We start from the raw sequence: 18325 nt of genomic DNA, 5'->3' as shown, positions 1-18325 counted from the left end.
CCAAGGTACCGGACCAGCGCACCCCAACCCAACCAGCATCCCTGGGCGATACAGCAGACAAGGCAAAAACGGGAGAGGCTGGCAAGGCGAAGAGCAGTGGGAAGTAGAGCGTTAAAGCAAGCACCACCAACGCCGGTGCTGCTCCAGCTGGGTATTGCGCAGGAACTCGGCTACAGGCCGAAGGTTAGTGAGCAAAGACGTCAGCGTCAGCACGTGGCCATCGGCCAAATGCAGCCGAAGGTAATTGTACTGACTCCAAAAAAAGCGGCGGGAACGGCATTCCACCCACTCTACCCGTACTACCTGCTGGCGGGTAAACGGGATGAGGAGGTGGTTTTCGTATACCTCAAGCCGATTTTTCTTGGGCTCAAAAATCAAGCTGGTAGCTTGATTGCGCAAGTAGTACTGCCCATGGAGTACCAAGGCCGGGCCGGCAAAGCCCAGAATAACCGCCGCCAGCAGGCTCACCAGCAGAATATCGTAGCCGGAAAGCGGCGCCGCCAGCAGCCCCGCCCATACCAGCGGTCCGCCTACGGCTAGCGTAAGCAAGGGCCAGAACAAGAGCTGTAGCTGGCGGACCCAGGTGAGGTGGTAAGCGTTGCTGCGCCGCGTGAAGATTCCCGTCACGAAACGCAGCAGGAGCAGGGCGCCCACCAGCACGGCACCTAACTCCAGCAGCTGGCGTACCAGGGGAAAAAGCTTCATGCGCTTATCGCACCAAAATCCAGGGCTCGTTGGCCTGGTGCGGGCGCAGCGTGCCGAAGCTTTCCAAGGCCAGGCCATACTTGGCAAAAACGGCCTGTGCCGCCGCGCGCTCCGTCGGCTCCACGCACACCAGCAACCCCCCGGAAGTTTGCGGGTCGCAGAGCCACTGCCGCTGCTCTTCGGTTAGCGCCCCAATCTTGTGGCCGTAGGAGTCCCAGTTGCGCACGGTGCCGCCCGGAATGGCCTTCTGCTGACGGTAGATTTCCGCTTCCGGCAGCAAAGGCACCTTGGCAAAGTCGATTTCGGCGGTGAGGCCGCTGCCCTCGCAGACCTCAGAAAGGTGGCCCAGGAGCCCAAAGCCCGTCACGTCGGTCATGGCCCGTACCCCGGTCAACTGGCCCAGATCAGCCCCTATTTTGTTTAGCTGCATCATACTGAGGGGAGCAATCTGCTCGTGCTCGGGTTGGAGCAGGCCGCGCTTCTGGGCCGTGGTGAGCATACCCACGCCCAGGGGCTTGGTGAGGTACAGCTCGCAACCCGCCGTGGCGGTGTCGTTGCGCTTCAGGTTCTCAATAGCCAGCAGGCCCGTTACGGCCAGCCCAAAAATAGGCTCGGGCGAGTCGATGCTGTGGCCGCCCGCCAGCGGAATACCCGCCTCCAGGCAAATGCTGCGGCTGCCCTCAATCACGCGGCGGGCTACTTCCGGGGCTAGCTTATCGATGGGCCACCCCAGCACGGCAATGGCCAGCACCGGCCGGCCGCCCATGGCATACACGTCGGAAATGGCATTAGCGGAGGCAATACGACCAAAATCATACGCATCATCGACGATGGGCATGAAGAAGTCGGTAGTTGAAATAAGCGCTTGGCCTCCGCCGATATCGTACACGGCCGCGTCGTCGCGGGAGGAGTTGCCGACCAGCAGCTTGTCGTCGTGGGGCTGTGGGATGCTGGTGTGCAGGATCTGGTCGAGCACCTTGGGGGCAATTTTGCAACCGCAGCCCGCGCCGTGGCTGTACTGGGTAAGGCGAATCAGGTCGGGGGTCGTTTCTGCGTTCATGGTAGTTGAGCTGATGGTAGGGCCGGGAAAGGCCGGGCAAAGCAACCCGTCGGGTGGCTCCTTGGTTATTCGGGCTGTTTGGCTACAGACGCCTGCATGGCCTGCAGCACCAGTCCGGCATTTACGGTGGCGTCGCAGGTGTCGGATGGCACCCGCACAAACGCGCGGTTGCCTAGGCTATGGGTATAAGTCTTGTCGTAATAGTCGAGCACGAGGCTCACCATTTTCTCCATATCATCTTCAGCAATGGCGGCCAAGGCTTCCTTGGTGGCCAGTCCGCCCAGCCTTTTCCGGATACGCAGAATAGCGGAAGCCAGGGCCCCGGCATCCTGGCGGCCATACTCCTCAGCCAGCTTGCGCACCCGCACCGGCCGCGGAATTTCTAGTAGAATCAGTGGTGCCTGCTGCAGCTGCCCAAAAAAGGGCGTAGGCAAGTGCAGGCTGCCAATGGTGCGGCTTTCATCCTCCAACCAAGTGGGCCCGGTGGTTGGGAGCTGGGCCAAGTGCCAGGCAAGATCATTCTCAAACTGCTCCTGCGTGGGCTGGGCCGGCTGCCCAATGCTCCCGAAAGCCGACCCTTTGTGGCAGGCCAGGCCTTCGAGGTCGAGTACCGGTTGGGCCAGTTGCCGCAGCGCGTGCAGCACATCCGTCTTGCCGGAGCCCGTGAGGCCACCCAGCACCACCAAAGGGTGGGGGCGCGCCAACTCCGCCAAAACGAAGTGGCGGTAGTCTTTGTAGCCTTTGTTGAGCAGCTGCACCTGAAAGCCCCCCAACTCCAGCAGCCACTGCACCGCCCCACTGCGCATCCCGCCCCGCCAGCAGTGCAGGCGTACCTCTTTGCCGGGGGCAAGTTTCTGCGCCTGCTGCACCATGCGGCTCATCTTCGGGCCAAACAAATCCAGCCCCAGCAGCACGGCGCGGTCCTGGCTTATCTGCTTGTAGGTAGTGCCAATGCGGGCGCGCTCCTCGTCCGAGAACAAAGGGAAGCTCACGGCGCCGGGGATGTGGCCCTGAGCATACTCCTGCGGCGCCCGTACATCCAGGATGGGGGCGGTAGCCGGACCCTGCAAAAATTCTTCGATGGATAAACGAGGCATGGGTTCTTACGGGAGCAGCGGGCAGGAGAAGTGGATGCACGCCAACCGCTAGCTGGTCAGTACGCGTTCCGGGCGGGTAGCGCTGGGGTTAGGAAACAAGCTGCCGCCGGTACAACTGAATGGTATTCTCCAGGCCCAGGTACAAGGCGTCGCATACCAGGGCGTGCCCGATGCTTACTTCCGCCAGGCCGGGTAGCTGCTGGTGCAGGTAAGCGAGGTTGTCGAGGTCGAGGTCGTGGCCGGCATTTACGCCCAGGCCCAGCTCCTGGGCCAGGGCCGCAGCGGCACGGTAGGGGGCCACGGCGGCTTCGCGGTCAGCAGCATAGCCGCTGGCGTAGGCTTCGGTGTAGAGCTCTATCCGGTCGGTGCCGGTGCCCAGGGCGGCTTTTACCATGGCCAGGTCGGGGTCGAGGAAAATGCTGACGCGGCACCCCAATGATTTAAGCTCCTGCACTACGCCCAGCAGGTACACCTGGTGCTTGATGGTGTCCCAGCCCGCATTGGAGGTAATAGCGTCGGGCGCGTCCGGCACCAGCGTTACCTGCTCGGGGCGCACCTCGCGCACCAGGTCCAGGAAGTCCGGGGTAGGGTTACCTTCGATGTTGAACTCGGTGGTGACAAGGGCTTTCAGGTCGCGCACGTCCTGGTAGCGGATATGCCGCTCATCGGGGCGTGGATGCACCGTGATGCCCTGGGCCCCGAACCGCTCACAGTCCTGGGCCACCTGCAGCACGTTGGGGCGGTTGTGGCCGCGGGCGTTCCGTAGCGTGGCTATTTTATTTATGTTTACGCTAAGCTTGGTCATATGCAAAAGCGGCGCTGAGGGTGAGTAGGTGCTCAAAGATACGTAGCTCCAACAGCGTTGGCCGATTTTAGTTGAGGTAGCCATGGTCGTCCGACTTCCCGTTTCCACGCGGCCCGCGCTGGGGTTTGGCTTGTTGCTGCTGGCGGTTACCGGCCTGGAGTGGCTGGTAGTGCAACAGCCCGTGTTCCGGCAGCTGCCCCTGCTGCCGGCAGCCGTGAGTTTCGATGTGCTGGTGGGGCTGCCTATCTTGTTTTACCTGCTGGTGGTGCGTTCCTACCGGCTGCCAATAAGCACCATGGCGGTGGCCTTCACTGCCGCTGTGGCTTTGGGCTACTGGCTTATTCCGGGGCCACAGCAGCAGTATGTGCAGTGGGCAGGACAGGTGTTAGGAGCTCTGGAGGTGCTGATGGTTGCGCTGCTGCTGCTGAACCTGCGGCGGCTGCAGTTGGCTTATCGTACCGCCTGCCTGCATATTCCGGAGGTGGCAGATCGGCTCACGGCGGCTTTCCGGCAGGTGTTCGGCCGGCCGCTGGCGCCGTTGGTGTTCGAGCTGCTCGTGTGCTACTACGCGCTGTTGAGCTGGCGGAGCCGGCCGGCAGTAACTACCGGCAGCCGCGCATATTCCAGCTACCGGGATTCGGCCTTCACGGCGTACGTGGGCACGGTCATGCTACTGTCGGTGGTCGAAATGGGCGCACTGCATTTGCTGCTGCTGCGCTGGAGCTCTGTGGTGGCCGGGGTGCTTCTGGTGCTGCACCTGTATGGACTGCTGCTGTTGCTGGCGCACGCCCGGGCGGTACGGCTGCTGCCAATACAGCTGACGGCCGACCACGAACTGATAGCGCGGGTGGGCTTTTGTTGGACGGCGCGTTTGCCCCGGGCAACGCTGGCGGCGGCGCGGCGGCTATCCGACGCCCCAGCGCCGGTGCCGGGCCGGCTGAATTTGGCTCGGCCGCTGCTCACGCCGCCCAATGTGCTGGTAGTGCTTACTGCGCCCCAGGTTTTCAACGGACCCTATGGCCTGCGCCGGGTTGCCCGGGAGCTGGCGCTCTACGTAGACGATGCTGCCGGCCTGCTAACGGAGTTGGCCCTGCCCGAAAACCCGGCCGACGGCCCTGTATTCGGGAATAACCCGTAATCTTGTAGATTCCTTTATTTCCCAACCCATGGCTCTGAAAGAAACCATCGACGCCGATATCAAACAGGCCATGCTGGCCAAAGACAAAGTACGTCTGACCACCCTGCGCAGCATCAAGTCCCAGATTCTGCTGGCCGAAACGGCCGAAGGTCAGCACGGGGCAGCCCTCTCGCCCGATGCCGAAATCAAGCTCCTGACCAAGCAGGCCAAGCAGCGCCGCGAGGCCGCCGAAACCTACAACAAACAGTTCCGCTCCGATCTGGAGGAAGTAGAACTGGCCGAACTGGCCATCATTGAAGAATACTTGCCCAAGCAGCTCTCGGAGGCTGATCTGGTAGAGAAGCTGGTCGCTATTATCCAGCGCGTGGGAGCTACTGGCCCATCGGACCTGGGCAAGGTAATGGGTGTTGCCGCCCGGGAGTTGTCGGGTCAGGCCGATGGCCGCATGATTTCCCAGGTGGTCAACAACCTGCTAAACAACACGAATGTGTAAGGTGCCCATTTCCCACCTTAGCGAAGCGTAGCCCATTTCTCCACGTTCGACATTAACTAAAGATGTCTGCTTTCGACATTCTCTTGCTGATTCCGCTGGGAGTAGGAGCTGTGAAAGGCTACCGGCGTGGGCTGGTGTTGGAAGTGGCTTCGCTGCTGGCCTTCGTGCTGGGGGCTATTGGGGGGCTTTTGCTCTTGCAGGACGCCATTCCGTTGGTGCGACACTACGTAGGGGAGGCCTTTGGTATGCTGCCGCTGGTATCGTTTCTGCTGGTGTTTGTGCTCATCGTATGGGGTGTTCACCTGCTCGGGACATTTATCAAAACGGCCGTACACCTCACGCCTCTGGGAATGCTCGATAATATTTTGGGCGGTACGGCCGGGGTGCTAAAGTGGTTGTTGGGCTTGAGCCTGCTTTTGCACGGGGTGGGGCTGGCCGGTTTGTCGGTGCTTTCGCCTGGGCTTGTTGCCGACTCGGAGGTGCTGCCCCTGGTGCAGGAAGCAACGCCATTCGCCCTGCAAGTGGTAGGGTTGGTGCTGCCCTTTGCCAGCGACCTGCTCGAAAAGCTCCGGGGCGTATTCTGAACGAAGGCATGGCTCATTATTAAATGGTTGCCTGAGTCGCTATCCGGCCATTAAAGCCATGCGTTTACTTCTGCTAGACAACTTCGACTCCTTCACCTTCAACCTGCTCGACTACTTGCAGCAGCTGGGGGCAGAGGTGTACGTAGTGCGCAACAACGTAGGCCTGGAGGAGCTGGAGCAGTTCATCTTTGACGCCATTGTGTTGTCGCCAGGGCCTGGTGCGCCAGCAGCGGCGGGCAGTATGCCGGCCGTTATTGCCCGGTACCATGCGCACGTCCCCATGCTGGGCGTCTGTCTGGGACATCAGGCGTTGGGGGAGTATTTCGGGGCCGAGCTCGGGCGCGGTGTCCGGCCCATGCACGGGAAAGTCTCGGATATTATACTCACGGACGCTGCCGAGCCGTTATGGACGGGGCTGCCGCCGCAGATACCCGTCACGCGCTATCATTCTTTGGTGCTGCGGCAGCTGCCACCGGCCTTGGTTCCCTTGGCGTATACCGCGGATGCAGCAGGAGAGCTGATGGCCTTCCGGCACCGCGAACTGCCCCTCTACGGCGTGCAGTTTCACCCGGAGGCCTTGCTGACCACCCACGGCCTGGCTATCCTTCGCAATTGGGTCAAGTATTGTATCATTGCAACGAACCGGCCCCGCCCGGGCTTCAGTTCTCCCGCCGATGGAATTGCAGATTAAGGAACACAACGGATATCAGTATATAGACGAAGGCACGGGCGACGTGCTGCTGCTGCTGCATGGCCTCTTCGGTGCCCTCAGCAACTGGCAGGAAGTGGTAGCCACCTTTCGGGAGCAGTATCGGGTAGTTATACCGCTGCTGCCCATTTATGACATGCCCCTGCTTAGCGCCGACGTGCCCGGACTGGTGAAGTTTGTGGAGCGCTTCGTGGCCGAGGTGGCCGTGCCCGGTCCCTATACAGTGCTTGGCAACTCGCTGGGTGGGCACATTGCCTTGGTGTACACGCTGCGCAACCCGCGGCAGGTAAGCCGGCTGGTACTTACCGGCAGCAGTGGCTTGTTTGAGGATTCGATGGGTGGCTCCTTCCCCAAGCGGGGCAACTATGGTTTCGTGCAGGAGCGGGTAGCCTACACTTTCTACGACCCGGCCGTGGCTACCAAAGAGCTGGTTGACGAGGTGTTCAGCATTACCAACTCCAACGCCAAGTGCCTGCGTATCATTAACATCGCCCGCTCGGCCCAGCGGCACAACATGGCCAGGGACCTGGGCAAAATCCGCGTGCCCACGCTGCTGATATGGGGCCTCAACGACACTATCACGCCCCCGCTGGTTGCTCACGAGTTCAACCGGCTCCTGCCCCAGTCGGAGTTGTACTTTCTCGACCATTGCGGCCACGCCCCCATGATGGAACGGCCCGGCCCATTCAATGCCCGCCTGCAGCAGTTCCTGCGGCGCACGGCTTCCCAGCCGGTAGCTGCCCGCTAAACGGGTTACTTTCTGCTCACTCCGCGAACAAAGAAAAGGGCGCAGCGTTTGTGTCTCGGCGGCATAGCCGTTAACTTCCGCTTCTTAGTACCTAATGCCGATGTCGCCGATGATAGCTGCAGACATGATTAATCAGATGATTCCGCCCCTGAAGGTGTCGGACTCTGCGAGCAAGGCCGCCAAGTGGCTGGAGGAATTTCACGTAGACCAGTTGCCCGTGCTGGAAAACCGTCAGTACCGCGGCCTCATCACGGAGGCCGACGTACTCGATATCAGCCAGGCTGACCGCTTGCTTTCCACCATTTCGTTTGGCTTTGCGGACGTGCACGTGCAGCGGGACCAGCATTTCTATAGCATTATCGAGCAGGCTGTGCAGAACAAGGTGCAGTTGGTACCAGTGCTGGATGATCAGCAGGAATACCTAGGCGTGGTAACGGTGGGCGATACGCTGGCCGCTTTCGGGCAAATGCCTATTGCCTTGGGACAGGGAGGCATTATGGTGCTGTCGATGGATGAGCGCGACTATTCTCTCTCGCAAATCAGCCGCTATGTGGAGGAAAACAACGCCAAGATTCTCAGCGCCCACGTCGCCCAGGATGAGGCTAACCCTTTCAAAATCCGGCTTACGCTCAAAGTAAACACGCCCAGCCTGACCCGCATTGCCGCTACCTTGGAGCGTTTTGGCTACGTCATTACGGCGCAGTTCAGTGGGGCCGGCGAGTTGGGCGAAAACGAGCAGGAACGCTACGATGCCCTGCTGAAGTACTTGAGTCTCTAAGCTCCAGTTGGTGATAGCAAGTCTACTGGCAGCGGGTTTGCTGGCCGCTGCCGGGCCTCAGCCACTTCCCGATACGCTTCGCACCGCTTCCCTCGATAGTGTAGTCCGGGCCCAGTGTCCTGCTTATACCCAGGTGCGCGTGGCGGCTATTCTCTTTGCGGGCAATGCCACCACCAGGGATAAAATCCTGCGGGCCGAGCTGGACTTCCGGGAAGGCGATACGCTAACGGTGGAAACCCTGGCCAAGCGCCTGGAAAAAAACCGGCTCCGCGTTTTCAACCTGCAGCTGTTTCATACGGTGGGCGTGCAGACGGTGTGCCGCGACGGAGCCCTGACGGTGTTGTTCGGTGTGCAGGAACGGTGGTACACATTCCCGGTACCTATCTTTTCCCTGGCCGACCGGAACATCCGCGCCTGGCTCGACCGCGCCGACCGATGGCAGCGCGTGGATTACGGTGTGCACGTTGTTCGCTACAATTTTCGGGGCCGCAACGAACTGCTGCGCGGAAACCTGCAACTGGGCTTCAACCAGAAGTACGAGGTTTTCTTCGAGAATCCCGGTACGGCCCGCCGGCCGGGGCTGGCCCTGGGCGGCTCTGTCACGCGCAGCCGGGCCCTCGATTACCGCACCGTCAACGACCGGCTGCTAACCTACCGCTCCGTCTCGGGCTTCGCTTTGCGCCGGGCGTACGCCACGGTGGGCCTGCGCTGGCGCAATACCGTGCAGCGCCGCACCGCCCTCGACCTGGCGCTTTATCAGGAGCGGGTAGCCGATTCGGTGCAGATAGGTAACCCGGATTATTTTCGGAGTGGCTCTTCCCGCCAGTATCTGGATCTGCGCCTGACCCGCATTATCAATCAGCGCAACACCTTTTCTTACCCTCTGACTGGGCGCTATCTACAAGTGACGGTGGCGCAGCGGTTCTACGCCCGCGCTTCGAGCCCGGCTTTCACGACGATTTTCGTTCAGGCAGCCCGTTATTGGGCGCTGCCACGCAACTTTTATTACAATGCGGGCTTTACTAGTCAGGCCCGCATTGCCGGTCGCTCCTTGCCTTATGCCGATACCCGCGCCCTGGGCTACGCTACCTTGGTGCGGGGCTACGACCGGTACGTGGTGGATGGCGTGCGCTACCTTGTCGTGCAGCAGGGCTTGAGCTACCCCTTACTGGCCACGCGGCGTCTGCGCGTGGGCGTCACCGATAACCCCAAATTCAACTCTCTTCCGCTGGCCATATATTTAAATACCTTTGTCGACGCAGGTTATGTGGGCGCCCAAAATGTGCCCCCGGCCAACCGCTTCCCCAACCGCCTGCTGGGCTCAGCCGGGGTTGGGCTGCATCTGGTTTCGTACTACGACCGGGTGGTAACGCTGGAATATGCCCGCACCCTGGCTGGCGAAGGCGGCTTTTACCTGCGCACGGAGTTTCCCATCTGAGCAGCCGTAGCGCATTATCATTCTGTGATGAAAATAGCCATTCTTGGTAAGCCCTTCGATGAAAACGTAGCCCCGGCTATTCAGGCCCTGTTCGACGATCTGCTGGCCCGTAACGCGGAGCTGTACGTGGTCGAATCGTTCTGGGTGTACCTGCAAACGCACCTGCGGGTGCCCACGCACATCCATACCTTCCGCCGGGGCGACTCCCTGCAGGGCATGCAGTTTGTCCTGAGCATCGGGGGCGACGGGACCTTGCTGGACACCGTGACCTACGTAGGCAGCCTGCAAATCCCGATTTTGGGCATTCATACCGGCCGCCTGGGTTTTCTGGCCACCGTCACCCCCGACCGCATCCCGCAAGCCATTGACGCTCTTTTCAAAGGGCACTTCGTACTGGATGAGCGCAGTCTGATCCGGGTGGACACCGACCCGGAAGTTTTTGGCGACATCACCTTCGGTCTCAACGAATTCTCGATTCTGAAGCGGGATACGTCTTCCATGATTGTGGTGCACACGTACATCGATGGGGAGTACCTCAATTCGTACTGGGCCGATGGTCTGATTGTGTCAACGCCAACGGGCTCGACGGGCTACTCACTCAGCTGCGGAGGGCCTGTAATGCTGCCACAAACCAACAACTTCATCATCTCCCCCGTATGTCCGCACAACCTAAACGTGCGGCCACTCGTTGTATCCGACCGCAGCGTTATTTCATTTGAGATAGAAGGCCGGAGCAATAACTTCCTGCTTTCGCTGGATTCACGCTCGGTTACCGTCGATTCAACCATTCAAATTGCCGTTCGCCGGGAAAATTTCAAAGCTCGTTTAGTTCGTCTGAATCATGTGAATTTCTTGAGTACGCTGCGTAGCAAGCTTAATTGGGGCTTGGATCGTCGTAACCCGGATGGAATTTTATTGCCTTAAAAGAGGCCTTTTTCAGGCAGTTGTTTTTATAATTGCCTGCAACACGTACTTTTGTCACCAAGTGTAGCCGTGCCCAAATGGGTCAATGCATTTCCTGAATCTTGATATTTCTTAACTTCGCCCGATTATGAAGAAACTTTTTCCCCTCACCCTGGCACTTATACTGGCCTTCGCGCTGGTAGCTACGGAGGCGAGTGCGCAGCGATTCACGAAACGGAAGATGTACAACTCGGTAGGAGTGACGCTGAACGCCATGAACTATTTCGGCGACGTCGTACCGAAGACCAACATTGCCAGCCTGCGCTTGGGCGCTACCCGTCCAAACATCGGCTTTTCGTTCACCCGCCGCTTTGCGCCCCGTATCTCGGGTCGTGTAGGTTTGTCGTACGGCCGCCTTACCGGTGATGATGCCAAAGCCGCCGATGACAAAGACAGCGAAGCAAAATTCCGCTATACCCGGAACATGAACTTCCGGAACGACATCTTCGAAGCTTCCGCCGTTGGTATCTTCGACCTGTTGGAAAACCGCAACAACTACATCCGCCGTCCTGACTTCGTTCCCTACGTGTTTGGTGGCGTGGCCGTCTTCCACCACAACCCCAAAGGTCTGGTAGGTGACAACAGCCAAGGTCTTAAAAAAGGTGATTATGTGGCTCTGCAGCCATTGGGCACAGAAGGACAAGGAGAAGCTGGCTATGGCTCACCTTACAAGCGCACTCAGATTGCTATTCCTTTCGGTGCCGGTATCCGCTATAAGCTGGACCGTAACTTCGATCTGGGCTTTGAGATCGGCTGGCGCAAAACCTTCACCGACTATATTGACGATGTTGGTGGCAAATACGTTAATAACAAAAATGACCTGAAGACCCCCGGCGGCAAGTATTTCGGCTACGAAATCACGCGGGAAGGCGTACCAGGTACCTTCACGGAAGCTAACCAATTTGGTGAAGTTCGTGGCAATAACAATGAAAAAGACTGGTACATCGTTACAGGTCTAACCTTGAATTACATTATCAGGCCTAAAGTAAAAAGTCCAAAATTCCGATAGGCAGCATTTGGCTGTCATGTTTCACTCACAGCCAGTCTAATGACGCAGCATTCTCTCTTCAAAACACTCCTTATTTGCTCCTTGCAAGTAGGGAGTGTTTTTTTTGTTCATACCGCCGCATTTGGGCAGAATACCAGCGAACTGGGCCTTGGTCTCGGGGCACTGAGCTATAAGGGTGAGCTGGCGCCGGAGTACCGCTTCGCCAACAACCGCCCCGCCATTACGGCTTTCTACCGCAAGGATGTCTCAAAAGCCGTTACCCTGAAGGGCAGTGTGCTGGCTGGCCTGCTGCGCGCCGACGACCGCCAAGTGAAGGGCGTAAATAACGGGCCAATGCCCCTGAACCAGTACCGCAGTGCCAACCTGAAAGGTAGCCTGTACGAGCTGGGCGGTACGCTGGAATACAACTTCTTTGATTACTACAGCAAACAGGTGAAGACGCGCTTCACTCCCTACGCGTTTGTGGGAGTAGCTGGGTTTATGGCCCCGGTGCGGACCCTTTTTACGGGCACCTTCCGGGCCCCCGAGGAAAAAAATACCGTGATAGGTCTGGCCATACCGGCTGGCGTAGGCCTCAAGCTGGGTCTTTCTACGCACTGGAACCTGGGCGCGGAAGTTGGGGCCCGTAAAGCCTTTACCGACCAGCTGGACAACATCAGCACCCAAAACGAGGTAGTGGCGAACCGGCACGATCAGGACTGGTACTACTATGGGGGCTTCAGTATTTCGTATACTTTCTATAAGATCCGGTGCCCCGAAGTAACGGCCGGTAGCCAGTAAGCAAGCCCGCTTTTGTCGGGAAGCGTGCAATGCAACCATTTGCGTAACTTGCAGCCTCTTTACGCAAACAACACGCATGGCCGCCCGGGCTGAACTTGATCCTTCCAGAATTCCTGCTCACGTTGCCGTCATCATGGATGGCAATGGCCGGTGGGCGAAGCAAAAAGGCGGACTACGCATTTTTGGTCATCAGAATGCTATTACCGCCGTGCGCGAAACGGTAGAAACGGCCGCCGAGTTGGGCGTGCAGTTTCTGACGCTGTATGCCTTTTCCACCGAAAACTGGGCGCGCCCGGCTCATGAGGTAATGGCTCTGATGCAACTGCTGGTGCACACTATCCGGCAGGAAACGAGTACACTGCTAAAAAACAACATCCGGCTTCAGGCTATTGGTGATACGGCGAGCCTGCCGGCCTCCTGCCAGCGGGAACTGGCTGAAGCCATTGAGCTAACCCGCACAGGCACCCGCATGACGCTGGTGCTGGCCCTGAGTTACAGCGGCCGCTGGGACCTTGCCCAGGCGGCGCGGCGTTTAAGCGAGGAGGTAGCTGCGGGCAACGTGCAGCCCGGGCAGATAACAGAGCATACCCTAGCTTCCTATTTATCTACCGTCGGAATACCTGATCCGGAACTGCTTATCCGCACCAGCGGCGAGCAACGCATCAGCAACTTCCTGCTCTGGCAACTGGCGTATACGGAGTTATATATTACGGACTTGCTGTGGCCGGATTTCAGGCGGGAGCATTTTCAGGAGGCGGTCCGCGTGTATCAGCAGCGAGAACGTCGATTTGGCAAAACCAGTGAGCAGCTCAACGTTTCGTAAGTTTTTGGGAATGAAATTTTTGATTAACCGGGTAGGCGCTTTAGTCGCGACGCTACTGCTAGTATGCGGCGCACTAAGCCCAGTTGAAGCCCAGAAAGCGGGAGGGGCAGGAGAACCAGAACGTTACCAGATTGGTGGTATCTCTTTCACCGGCACCCGCTACCTCGATCCTAACACGCTGATTGGTATCACCGGCCTGAAAGTAGGGGACCCGGTAAGTATTCCGGGTGAAGAACTGGGCAAGGCCATTCGGCGCCTCTGGGATCAGGGCATTGTGGGAGACGTCAACGTGTCGATAGACCGCACGGAGGGCTCCCGGATCTTCCTGACGTTCGACGTGAAGGAGCGGCCGCGTTTATCTAACTTCACCTTCAGCGGTATTGGCAAAACCCAGGCCGACGACTTGAAAAATAAGATCAAGCTGATTCGGGGAAAAGTGGTGACGGACGCGTTGCTAAGCAATACCAGCGAGCAGGTGCGTAAGTTCTTTACCAACAAAGGGTTTTTGAACGCCAAGGTAAACGTCACCCAGCAGCCCGACTCTACCCTGCCCAATAGCGTAGTGCTGACTTATAACGTGAACCGGGGCGAGAAAGTCCACATCACGGACATCGACTTTGTAGGTAACTCGGCCGTGAAGGACGGGAAGCTCAAGTCGAAAATGAAAAAGACCAAGGAGAAGAAGCCGTACAAGTTTCTGAACGCCGGCAAGTTTCAGCGGAAAGAGTTTGAAGACGACAAAGAGAGTGTACTTGCGTACTATAACGCCCAGGGCTACCGCGACGCGGTTGTGGTATCAGACTCCCTGATTTCTATTCCTCAGACCCGCAGCTACCTGTGGCTGGGCACCGAAAACGGCAAATTCGGCATTCATCGGGCTACGGAGCAGGATATTGATAAGCTGGCGTTGCGCATTCGGGTAGATGAAGGGCCGAAGTATTACTTCCGCAACATCACGTGGTCGGGCAACTACCTCTACGACAACCGTACCCTAGCTTCCATTCTAGGCATCAAGGAAGGCAGCGTATACAGCAAAGAAACGCTGGATAAACGCCTTAACTACAACCCAACCGGTCAGGATATCACCTCGCTCTACATGAACGACGGGTACCTGTTCTTTCAGATTGAGCCCATCGAAACCAAGGTAGAAGGGGACTCCATCGATATTGAGATGCGCCTGACGGAGGGCGTACAGGCCCGGATCAAGGACATCAACATTGCCGGCAATACCAAAACCAGCGACCATGTTGTGCGCCGGGAACTGCGCACCCTGCCCGGGGAGAAGTTTAACCGCGAACTGTTGATCCGCTCCCAGCGCGAGTTGGCGTCGCTGGGTTACTTCGACCCCGAAAAAGTAGGCATCAATCCGGTGCCCAACCAGGCCGATGGCACGGTAGACATCAACTACACCGTAGAAGAAAAGCCCTCAGACCAGATTACCCTTTCTGGCGGCTGGGGGGGCTTTGCCGGCTTCATTGGTACCGTGGGCCTCGTGTTCAATAACTTCTCGCTGCGGAAGGCCGGCAACTTTAGCAACTGGCGCCCTGTGCCCGCCGGGGATGGACAGCGCCTGGCCCTGAACGTGCAGGCCAATGGTATCCAGTACCAGGCGTACTCCTTCTCTTTCACGGAACCCTGGCTGGGTGGCCGCAAGCGGAACTCCCTTACCGTCAGCCTCAACAAGAGCATTCAACGGGTAGGCACCAACTTCGATGTGAACACGGGCAGCTCGATTAAGGTAAACAGCGCCTCGGTAAGCCTCGGCCGCTACCTGCGCTGGCCCGATGACTACTTCTCCCTGAGCAACTCGTTGTCGATCAGCCAGTACAAGCTCAAGAACTATCCTTACCTGCAGGGCTTTGCCAACGGCACCGGCAACGCCAACAACATCACCTTTAACACCACGCTTTCCCGCAATAGCACCGACAACCCAACGTATACCCGTCGGGGCTCGGCTTTGTCGCTGAGTGTGAACCTGACGCCACCGTACTCCGCGTTTAAGGGGGCTCATCCCAGCGTAAACGAGTGGGTGGAATTTCACAAGTGGATGTTTGATGCTTCCTGGTTTACGCCCATCGTGGGAAAACTGGTGCTGAACACGCGGGCGCACTTCGGCTTTATCGGGTCGTACAACAGTAGCCGCGCCATTGGCCCCTTCGAGCGGTTCAAGCTCGGGGGCTCAGGGCTGGCTTCCGGTGGGCAGAACAACTTCTTAGTAGGTACCGAATTTGTGGGGTTGCGCGGGTACGACGACCCAACGGATGCTAATGCTATTCAGAACCCGAATGGCAGCGGCGGGGTAGCCTACAATAAATACGTCATGGAACTGCGTTATCCGGTTTCGCTGAACCCGGCGGCTACCGTTTATGTCCTCAGCTTTGCCGAAGCCGGCAATTCCTTTGATCAATACTCCAAATACAACCCCTATAAGCTGTACCGCTCCGTGGGGGTCGGCGCCCGAATTTTCATGTCGGCATTCGGTTTGCTAGGGTTCGACTACGGCTATGGTTTCGACCCGGTGGACCGCTACAACACAGGTGCTACCCAACCGGCGCAGGAAAAAGGCCACTTCCACTTCATCATTGGTCAGCAGATCCGCTAAGCTGCCTGGCCAGCTAGCCCCTTATGTAGCTATGAAAAAAGTTCTTTGCTTACTTCCGCTGCTGTTGCTGCTGGCCCTGCCGAGTGCCTGGGCCCAGAAATTTGGCTACGTAGACTCAGAGTTTATCATGAGCAAGATGCCGGCCTACGCCGCGGCCCAACAGGAGCTTAACACCTTGTCGCAGAACTGGCAGAAGGATATTGAGTCGATGCGCAAAGACCTGGACAAGATGTACCGCACCTACCAGGCCGAGGAAGTGTTGCTGACGGACCCGATGAAGAAAAAGCGGCAGGATGAGATTCTGCAAAAGGAGCAGGACATCAAGACCTACCAGAACAAGATATTCGGGTACGAAGGCCAGCTGTTCAAAAAGCGCCAAGAGCTGACCAAGCCCGTGCAGGACCAGGTATTTGAAGCGGTGGAGAAAGTAGCCAAGAAAAAGCAGCTGGCTATCCTTTTCGATAAATCGGGGGACCTGACCATGCTGTATACCAACCCCACGCACGACTACACGGAATTTGTGCTCGAAGAATTGGGTTTAGGATCGGAGGAGCGTAACCAGCCGGCCAACAAGGGGGCCGTGCGCACGGTAGCCACGCCCGCCACCCCGGCTGGCGACGAGCCAGCCGCCGATGAGGCTGGCACCCGCTCGGCCGCTCCCGCTAAAAAGGCTACCACCAAGCCCGCGCCGCGTTCAACCGGCCGAAAAAAGTAACTTTGCATTCTAACTCTCAGACATTTCTCTTTTCCCGAATGAGTTCATTTCCCAAATTCCGCCTGCTGCTGGCTACGGCCGCACTCACGCTCACCACGGCTACGGCCACGCTGGCCCAGACGGCTCCCCAGAAAATCGGCTACACCAACGTAGACTACGTGCTGAGCCAGATGCCCGAAAGCAAGCAGATTGAGTCGCAGCTGAAGGATTATAGCACCCAACTGGAAAACCAGCTGAAGGCCAAATACCAGGAGTATCAGACGAAGGGCGAAGCCTACCAGAAAGGCGCTGCTACGATGGCTGAGCCTGTACGCGCCGATAAAGAAAAGGAACTGCAGAGCCTGCAGCAGTCCATTCAGGAGTTCCAGCGCAATGCGGAGGCCTCCGTTCAGCAGAAGCAGCAGGCCTTGCTGAAGCCCGTGCTGGATAAGCTGCAGAAGAACATTGATGCCGTAGCGGATGAGAACGGCTACGCCTATGTGTTGAATTCGGACGCCGGCTACGGCACCACGCCCATCCTGCTGCACGGCCCGAAAGATGGCGACATCTCGGACTTGGTGCTGAAAAAAATGGGCATTACCCCCGGTGCAGCGCCGGCTGCTGCGCCTACCGCCGCAAAGCCAGCGGCTCCGGCAGCTACTCCTGCTGCTACCAGCACCAAAACCAAGACGAAATCCAAGAAGTAATTACTGCTACCCACAGGGTAGTAGTAAAGCAGGAAAGCCGGAACCTCGTTCCGGCTTTCTTATTTTTGCCTGGAGCCACCAGCGTAGTTATGCAGCAAGAAGACGAAGACCTATTCACTGACGATTTGCTGCCCCTCGACGACGAGCAGGACCCCGGCGACGAACTATACGAGCATCACCGCATTCAGGCCGATAAGCGGCAGGAACTGCTGCGGCTCGACAAGTTCCTCATGAACCGGCTGCCGAATGCCTCCCGCACCAAGATACAAAACGCCATTCGGGCCGAAGCAGTCCAGGTGAATGAGCGGCCAGTGAAGTCGAACTACCGCGTGAAGCCCGGGGACGTAATTACCATTACGCTGCCGGAGCCGCCGCGCGAGGGGAAAGTGGTGCCAGAGCCCATGGAGCTGGATATCCGCTACGAGGACGACTCCCTGCTGCTCGTAAACAAGCCTGCGGGCTTAGTGGTACACCCTGCTTACGGCAACTGGCAGGGTACCCTGGTAAACGGTCTGGCCTACCACTTCCAGCACCTGCCCACGGGCCGCAACGGCGAGATTCGGCCGGGCCTGGTACATCGAATCGATAAGGATACCTCGGGCCTGCTGGTAATCGGGAAAACGGAGTGGGCCATGACCCACCTCTCGCAGCAGTTTTTCCACCATACCATTGAGCGCACTTACCTGGCGCTGGTGTGGGGCGTACCCAAAGAAGAACAAGGCACCATCACGGGGCATATTGGCCGTAGCCTGAAGGACCGTAAGGTGCAAGCTGTGTACCCCGATGGTTCCTACGGCAAGCACGCTGTAACGCACTATAAAGTGCTCCAATCTTTCCGCCACGTGGCGCTGGTGCAGTGTAACCTGGAAACTGGTCGGACGCACCAGATCAGGGCGCACATGAAGCATATTGGGCATCCTTTGTTTTCCGATGTCACTTATGGGGGAGACAAGATTCTATACGGGCAGCGTACCGGCGCCTACAAGGACTTTGTAGAAAAAGTATTGGCGGTGATACCTCGGCAGGCGTTACACGCTAAATCACTCGGGTTCGTGCATCCGGTTACGGGAGAAACCCTACACTTTGAGGCAGAGTTGCCCGCCGATTTCGAAGCCGCGCTGTTGAAATGGGCAGCTTACGCGGAGCAGGGATACTAGGAGGGGGGCATGACTACAAAAAAAGGCCGCCTCGC

19 protein-coding genes are annotated in these 18325 nt (G+C 58.2%); 15 read left to right on the top strand and 4 right to left on the bottom strand.

The window, feature by feature from the left end; all coding sequences use genetic code 11:
• Positions 1 to 111 precede the first annotated feature (111 nt).
• The 4 genes from FY528_RS04070 to FY528_RS04055 form a co-directional block, all read right to left on the bottom strand.
• Positions 112 to 705, bottom strand: a complete 594-nt coding sequence (locus tag FY528_RS04070; RefSeq protein ID WP_149069722.1) for a PH domain-containing protein — start codon at positions 703 to 705, stop codon at positions 112 to 114.
• 4 nt (positions 706 to 709) lie between these two features.
• Positions 710 to 1765: a selenide, water dikinase SelD gene (gene selD / locus FY528_RS04065; RefSeq protein WP_149069721.1), complete on the bottom strand. Its 1056-nt coding sequence runs from the start codon at positions 1763 to 1765 to the stop codon at positions 710 to 712.
• A 65-nt stretch (positions 1766 to 1830) separates the two neighbouring features.
• The gene (gene mnmH, locus FY528_RS04060) at positions 1831 to 2862 is read right to left on the bottom strand and encodes a tRNA 2-selenouridine(34) synthase MnmH (protein WP_149069720.1); all 1032 of its coding nucleotides are present in this window, start codon (positions 2860 to 2862) and stop codon (positions 1831 to 1833) included.
• A gap of 88 nt (positions 2863 to 2950) precedes the next feature.
• Positions 2951 to 3667 (bottom strand): pyridoxine 5'-phosphate synthase, encoded by a 717-nt coding sequence (locus tag FY528_RS04055; protein WP_149069719.1) that lies wholly within the window; start codon positions 3665 to 3667, stop codon positions 2951 to 2953.
• An 82-nt stretch (positions 3668 to 3749) separates the two neighbouring features.
• On the opposite strand from FY528_RS04055, the gene FY528_RS04050 reads away from it, so the two are divergent.
• The 15 genes from FY528_RS04050 to FY528_RS03980 all read left to right on the top strand — a co-directional run bounded on the left by FY528_RS04050 (position 3750) and on the right by FY528_RS03980 (position 18290).
• The gene (locus tag FY528_RS04050) at positions 3750 to 4805 is read left to right on the top strand and encodes a hypothetical protein (RefSeq protein ID WP_149069718.1); all 1056 of its coding nucleotides are present in this window, start codon (positions 3750 to 3752) and stop codon (positions 4803 to 4805) included.
• A 28-nt stretch (positions 4806 to 4833) separates the two neighbouring features.
• On the top strand, positions 4834 to 5298 hold the full coding sequence (locus tag FY528_RS04045) for a GatB/YqeY domain-containing protein (RefSeq protein WP_149069717.1): 465 nt from the start codon (positions 4834 to 4836) through the stop codon (positions 5296 to 5298).
• 62 nt (positions 5299 to 5360) lie between these two features.
• Positions 5361 to 5882 carry a CvpA family protein gene (locus FY528_RS04040; RefSeq protein WP_149069716.1) on the top strand — a complete coding sequence of 174 codons (522 nt, stop codon included), beginning with the start codon at positions 5361 to 5363 and terminating at the stop codon, positions 5880 to 5882.
• Between the two features lie 58 nt (positions 5883 to 5940).
• On the top strand, positions 5941 to 6573 hold the full coding sequence (locus tag FY528_RS04035) for an anthranilate synthase component II (protein ID WP_149069715.1): 633 nt from the start codon (positions 5941 to 5943) through the stop codon (positions 6571 to 6573).
• Positions 6557 to 7339 carry an alpha/beta fold hydrolase gene (locus tag FY528_RS04030; protein WP_149069714.1) on the top strand — a complete coding sequence of 261 codons (783 nt, stop codon included), beginning with the start codon at positions 6557 to 6559 and terminating at the stop codon, positions 7337 to 7339. Before FY528_RS04035 ends, FY528_RS04030 begins: the two co-directional genes overlap by 17 nt.
• Positions 7340 to 7448: 109 nt before the next feature.
• Positions 7449 to 8117: a CBS domain-containing protein gene (locus FY528_RS04025; RefSeq protein WP_262383898.1), complete on the top strand. Its 669-nt coding sequence runs from the start codon at positions 7449 to 7451 to the stop codon at positions 8115 to 8117.
• Between the two features lie 10 nt (positions 8118 to 8127).
• Positions 8128 to 9555 carry a POTRA domain-containing protein gene (locus tag FY528_RS04020; protein ID WP_187631995.1) on the top strand — a complete coding sequence of 476 codons (1428 nt, stop codon included), beginning with the start codon at positions 8128 to 8130 and terminating at the stop codon, positions 9553 to 9555.
• A gap of 27 nt (positions 9556 to 9582) precedes the next feature.
• Positions 9583 to 10479 (top strand): NAD kinase, encoded by an 897-nt coding sequence (locus FY528_RS04015; protein ID WP_149069711.1) that lies wholly within the window; start codon positions 9583 to 9585, stop codon positions 10477 to 10479.
• A 127-nt stretch (positions 10480 to 10606) separates the two neighbouring features.
• Positions 10607 to 11527, top strand: a complete 921-nt coding sequence (locus FY528_RS04010) for a DUF6089 family protein (protein ID WP_149069710.1) — start codon at positions 10607 to 10609, stop codon at positions 11525 to 11527.
• A gap of 81 nt (positions 11528 to 11608) precedes the next feature.
• Positions 11609 to 12307 carry a type IX secretion system protein PorG gene (porG, locus tag FY528_RS04005; RefSeq protein ID WP_222931786.1) on the top strand — a complete coding sequence of 233 codons (699 nt, stop codon included), beginning with the start codon at positions 11609 to 11611 and terminating at the stop codon, positions 12305 to 12307.
• A 76-nt stretch (positions 12308 to 12383) separates the two neighbouring features.
• Complete coding sequence (gene uppS / locus FY528_RS04000) at positions 12384 to 13130, top strand: undecaprenyl pyrophosphate synthase (protein WP_149069708.1); 747 nt, start codon at positions 12384 to 12386, stop codon at positions 13128 to 13130.
• A gap of 10 nt (positions 13131 to 13140) precedes the next feature.
• Positions 13141 to 15732 carry an outer membrane protein assembly factor BamA gene (gene bamA, locus FY528_RS03995; RefSeq protein WP_149069707.1) on the top strand — a complete coding sequence of 864 codons (2592 nt, stop codon included), beginning with the start codon at positions 13141 to 13143 and terminating at the stop codon, positions 15730 to 15732.
• Between the two features lie 31 nt (positions 15733 to 15763).
• Positions 15764 to 16447: an OmpH/Skp family outer membrane protein gene (locus tag FY528_RS03990; RefSeq protein ID WP_149069706.1), complete on the top strand. Its 684-nt coding sequence runs from the start codon at positions 15764 to 15766 to the stop codon at positions 16445 to 16447.
• Between the two features lie 38 nt (positions 16448 to 16485).
• On the top strand, positions 16486 to 17133 hold the full coding sequence (locus tag FY528_RS03985; protein ID WP_149069705.1) for an OmpH/Skp family outer membrane protein: 648 nt from the start codon (positions 16486 to 16488) through the stop codon (positions 17131 to 17133).
• An 89-nt stretch (positions 17134 to 17222) separates the two neighbouring features.
• Positions 17223 to 18290 carry an RluA family pseudouridine synthase gene (locus FY528_RS03980; protein ID WP_149069704.1) on the top strand — a complete coding sequence of 356 codons (1068 nt, stop codon included), beginning with the start codon at positions 17223 to 17225 and terminating at the stop codon, positions 18288 to 18290.
• Positions 18291 to 18325 lie beyond the last annotated feature (35 nt).

The organism is Hymenobacter lutimineralis (assembly GCF_008271285.1).
Classification (GTDB): domain Bacteria; phylum Bacteroidota; class Bacteroidia; order Cytophagales; family Hymenobacteraceae; genus Hymenobacter; species Hymenobacter lutimineralis.
Note: the sequence above shows the minus strand (reverse complement) of the source record. Positions and strands in the feature narration are given on the sequence as shown.

Bases quoted from the DNA above. Each gene is read 5' to 3' on its own strand.
- FY528_RS04070 (WP_149069722.1), bottom strand. From the start codon at position 705: ATGAAGCTTTTTCCCCTGGTACGCCAGCTGCTGGAGTTAGGTGCCGTG.
- selD (WP_149069721.1), bottom strand. From the start codon at position 1,765: ATGAACGCAGAAACGACCCCCGACCTGATTCGCCTTACCCAGTACAGC.
- mnmH (WP_149069720.1), bottom strand. From the start codon at position 2,862: ATGCCTCGTTTATCCATCGAAGAATTTTTGCAGGGTCCGGCTACCGCC.
- FY528_RS04055 (WP_149069719.1), bottom strand. From the start codon at position 3,667: ATGACCAAGCTTAGCGTAAACATAAATAAAATAGCCACGCTACGGAAC.
- FY528_RS04050 (WP_149069718.1), top strand. From the start codon at position 3,750: ATGGTCGTCCGACTTCCCGTTTCCACGCGGCCCGCGCTGGGGTTTGGC.
- FY528_RS04045 (WP_149069717.1), top strand. From the start codon at position 4,834: ATGGCTCTGAAAGAAACCATCGACGCCGATATCAAACAGGCCATGCTG.
- FY528_RS04040 (WP_149069716.1), top strand. From the start codon at position 5,361: ATGTCTGCTTTCGACATTCTCTTGCTGATTCCGCTGGGAGTAGGAGCT.
- FY528_RS04035 (WP_149069715.1), top strand. From the start codon at position 5,941: ATGCGTTTACTTCTGCTAGACAACTTCGACTCCTTCACCTTCAACCTG.
- FY528_RS04030 (WP_149069714.1), top strand. From the start codon at position 6,557: ATGGAATTGCAGATTAAGGAACACAACGGATATCAGTATATAGACGAA.
- FY528_RS04025 (WP_262383898.1), top strand. From the start codon at position 7,449: ATGATAGCTGCAGACATGATTAATCAGATGATTCCGCCCCTGAAGGTG.
- FY528_RS04015 (WP_149069711.1), top strand. From the start codon at position 9,583: ATGAAAATAGCCATTCTTGGTAAGCCCTTCGATGAAAACGTAGCCCCG.
- FY528_RS04010 (WP_149069710.1), top strand. From the start codon at position 10,607: ATGAAGAAACTTTTTCCCCTCACCCTGGCACTTATACTGGCCTTCGCG.
- uppS (WP_149069708.1), top strand. From the start codon at position 12,384: ATGGCCGCCCGGGCTGAACTTGATCCTTCCAGAATTCCTGCTCACGTT.
- bamA (WP_149069707.1), top strand. From the start codon at position 13,141: ATGAAATTTTTGATTAACCGGGTAGGCGCTTTAGTCGCGACGCTACTG.
- FY528_RS03990 (WP_149069706.1), top strand. From the start codon at position 15,764: ATGAAAAAAGTTCTTTGCTTACTTCCGCTGCTGTTGCTGCTGGCCCTG.
- FY528_RS03985 (WP_149069705.1), top strand. From the start codon at position 16,486: ATGAGTTCATTTCCCAAATTCCGCCTGCTGCTGGCTACGGCCGCACTC.
- FY528_RS03980 (WP_149069704.1), top strand. From the start codon at position 17,223: ATGCAGCAAGAAGACGAAGACCTATTCACTGACGATTTGCTGCCCCTC.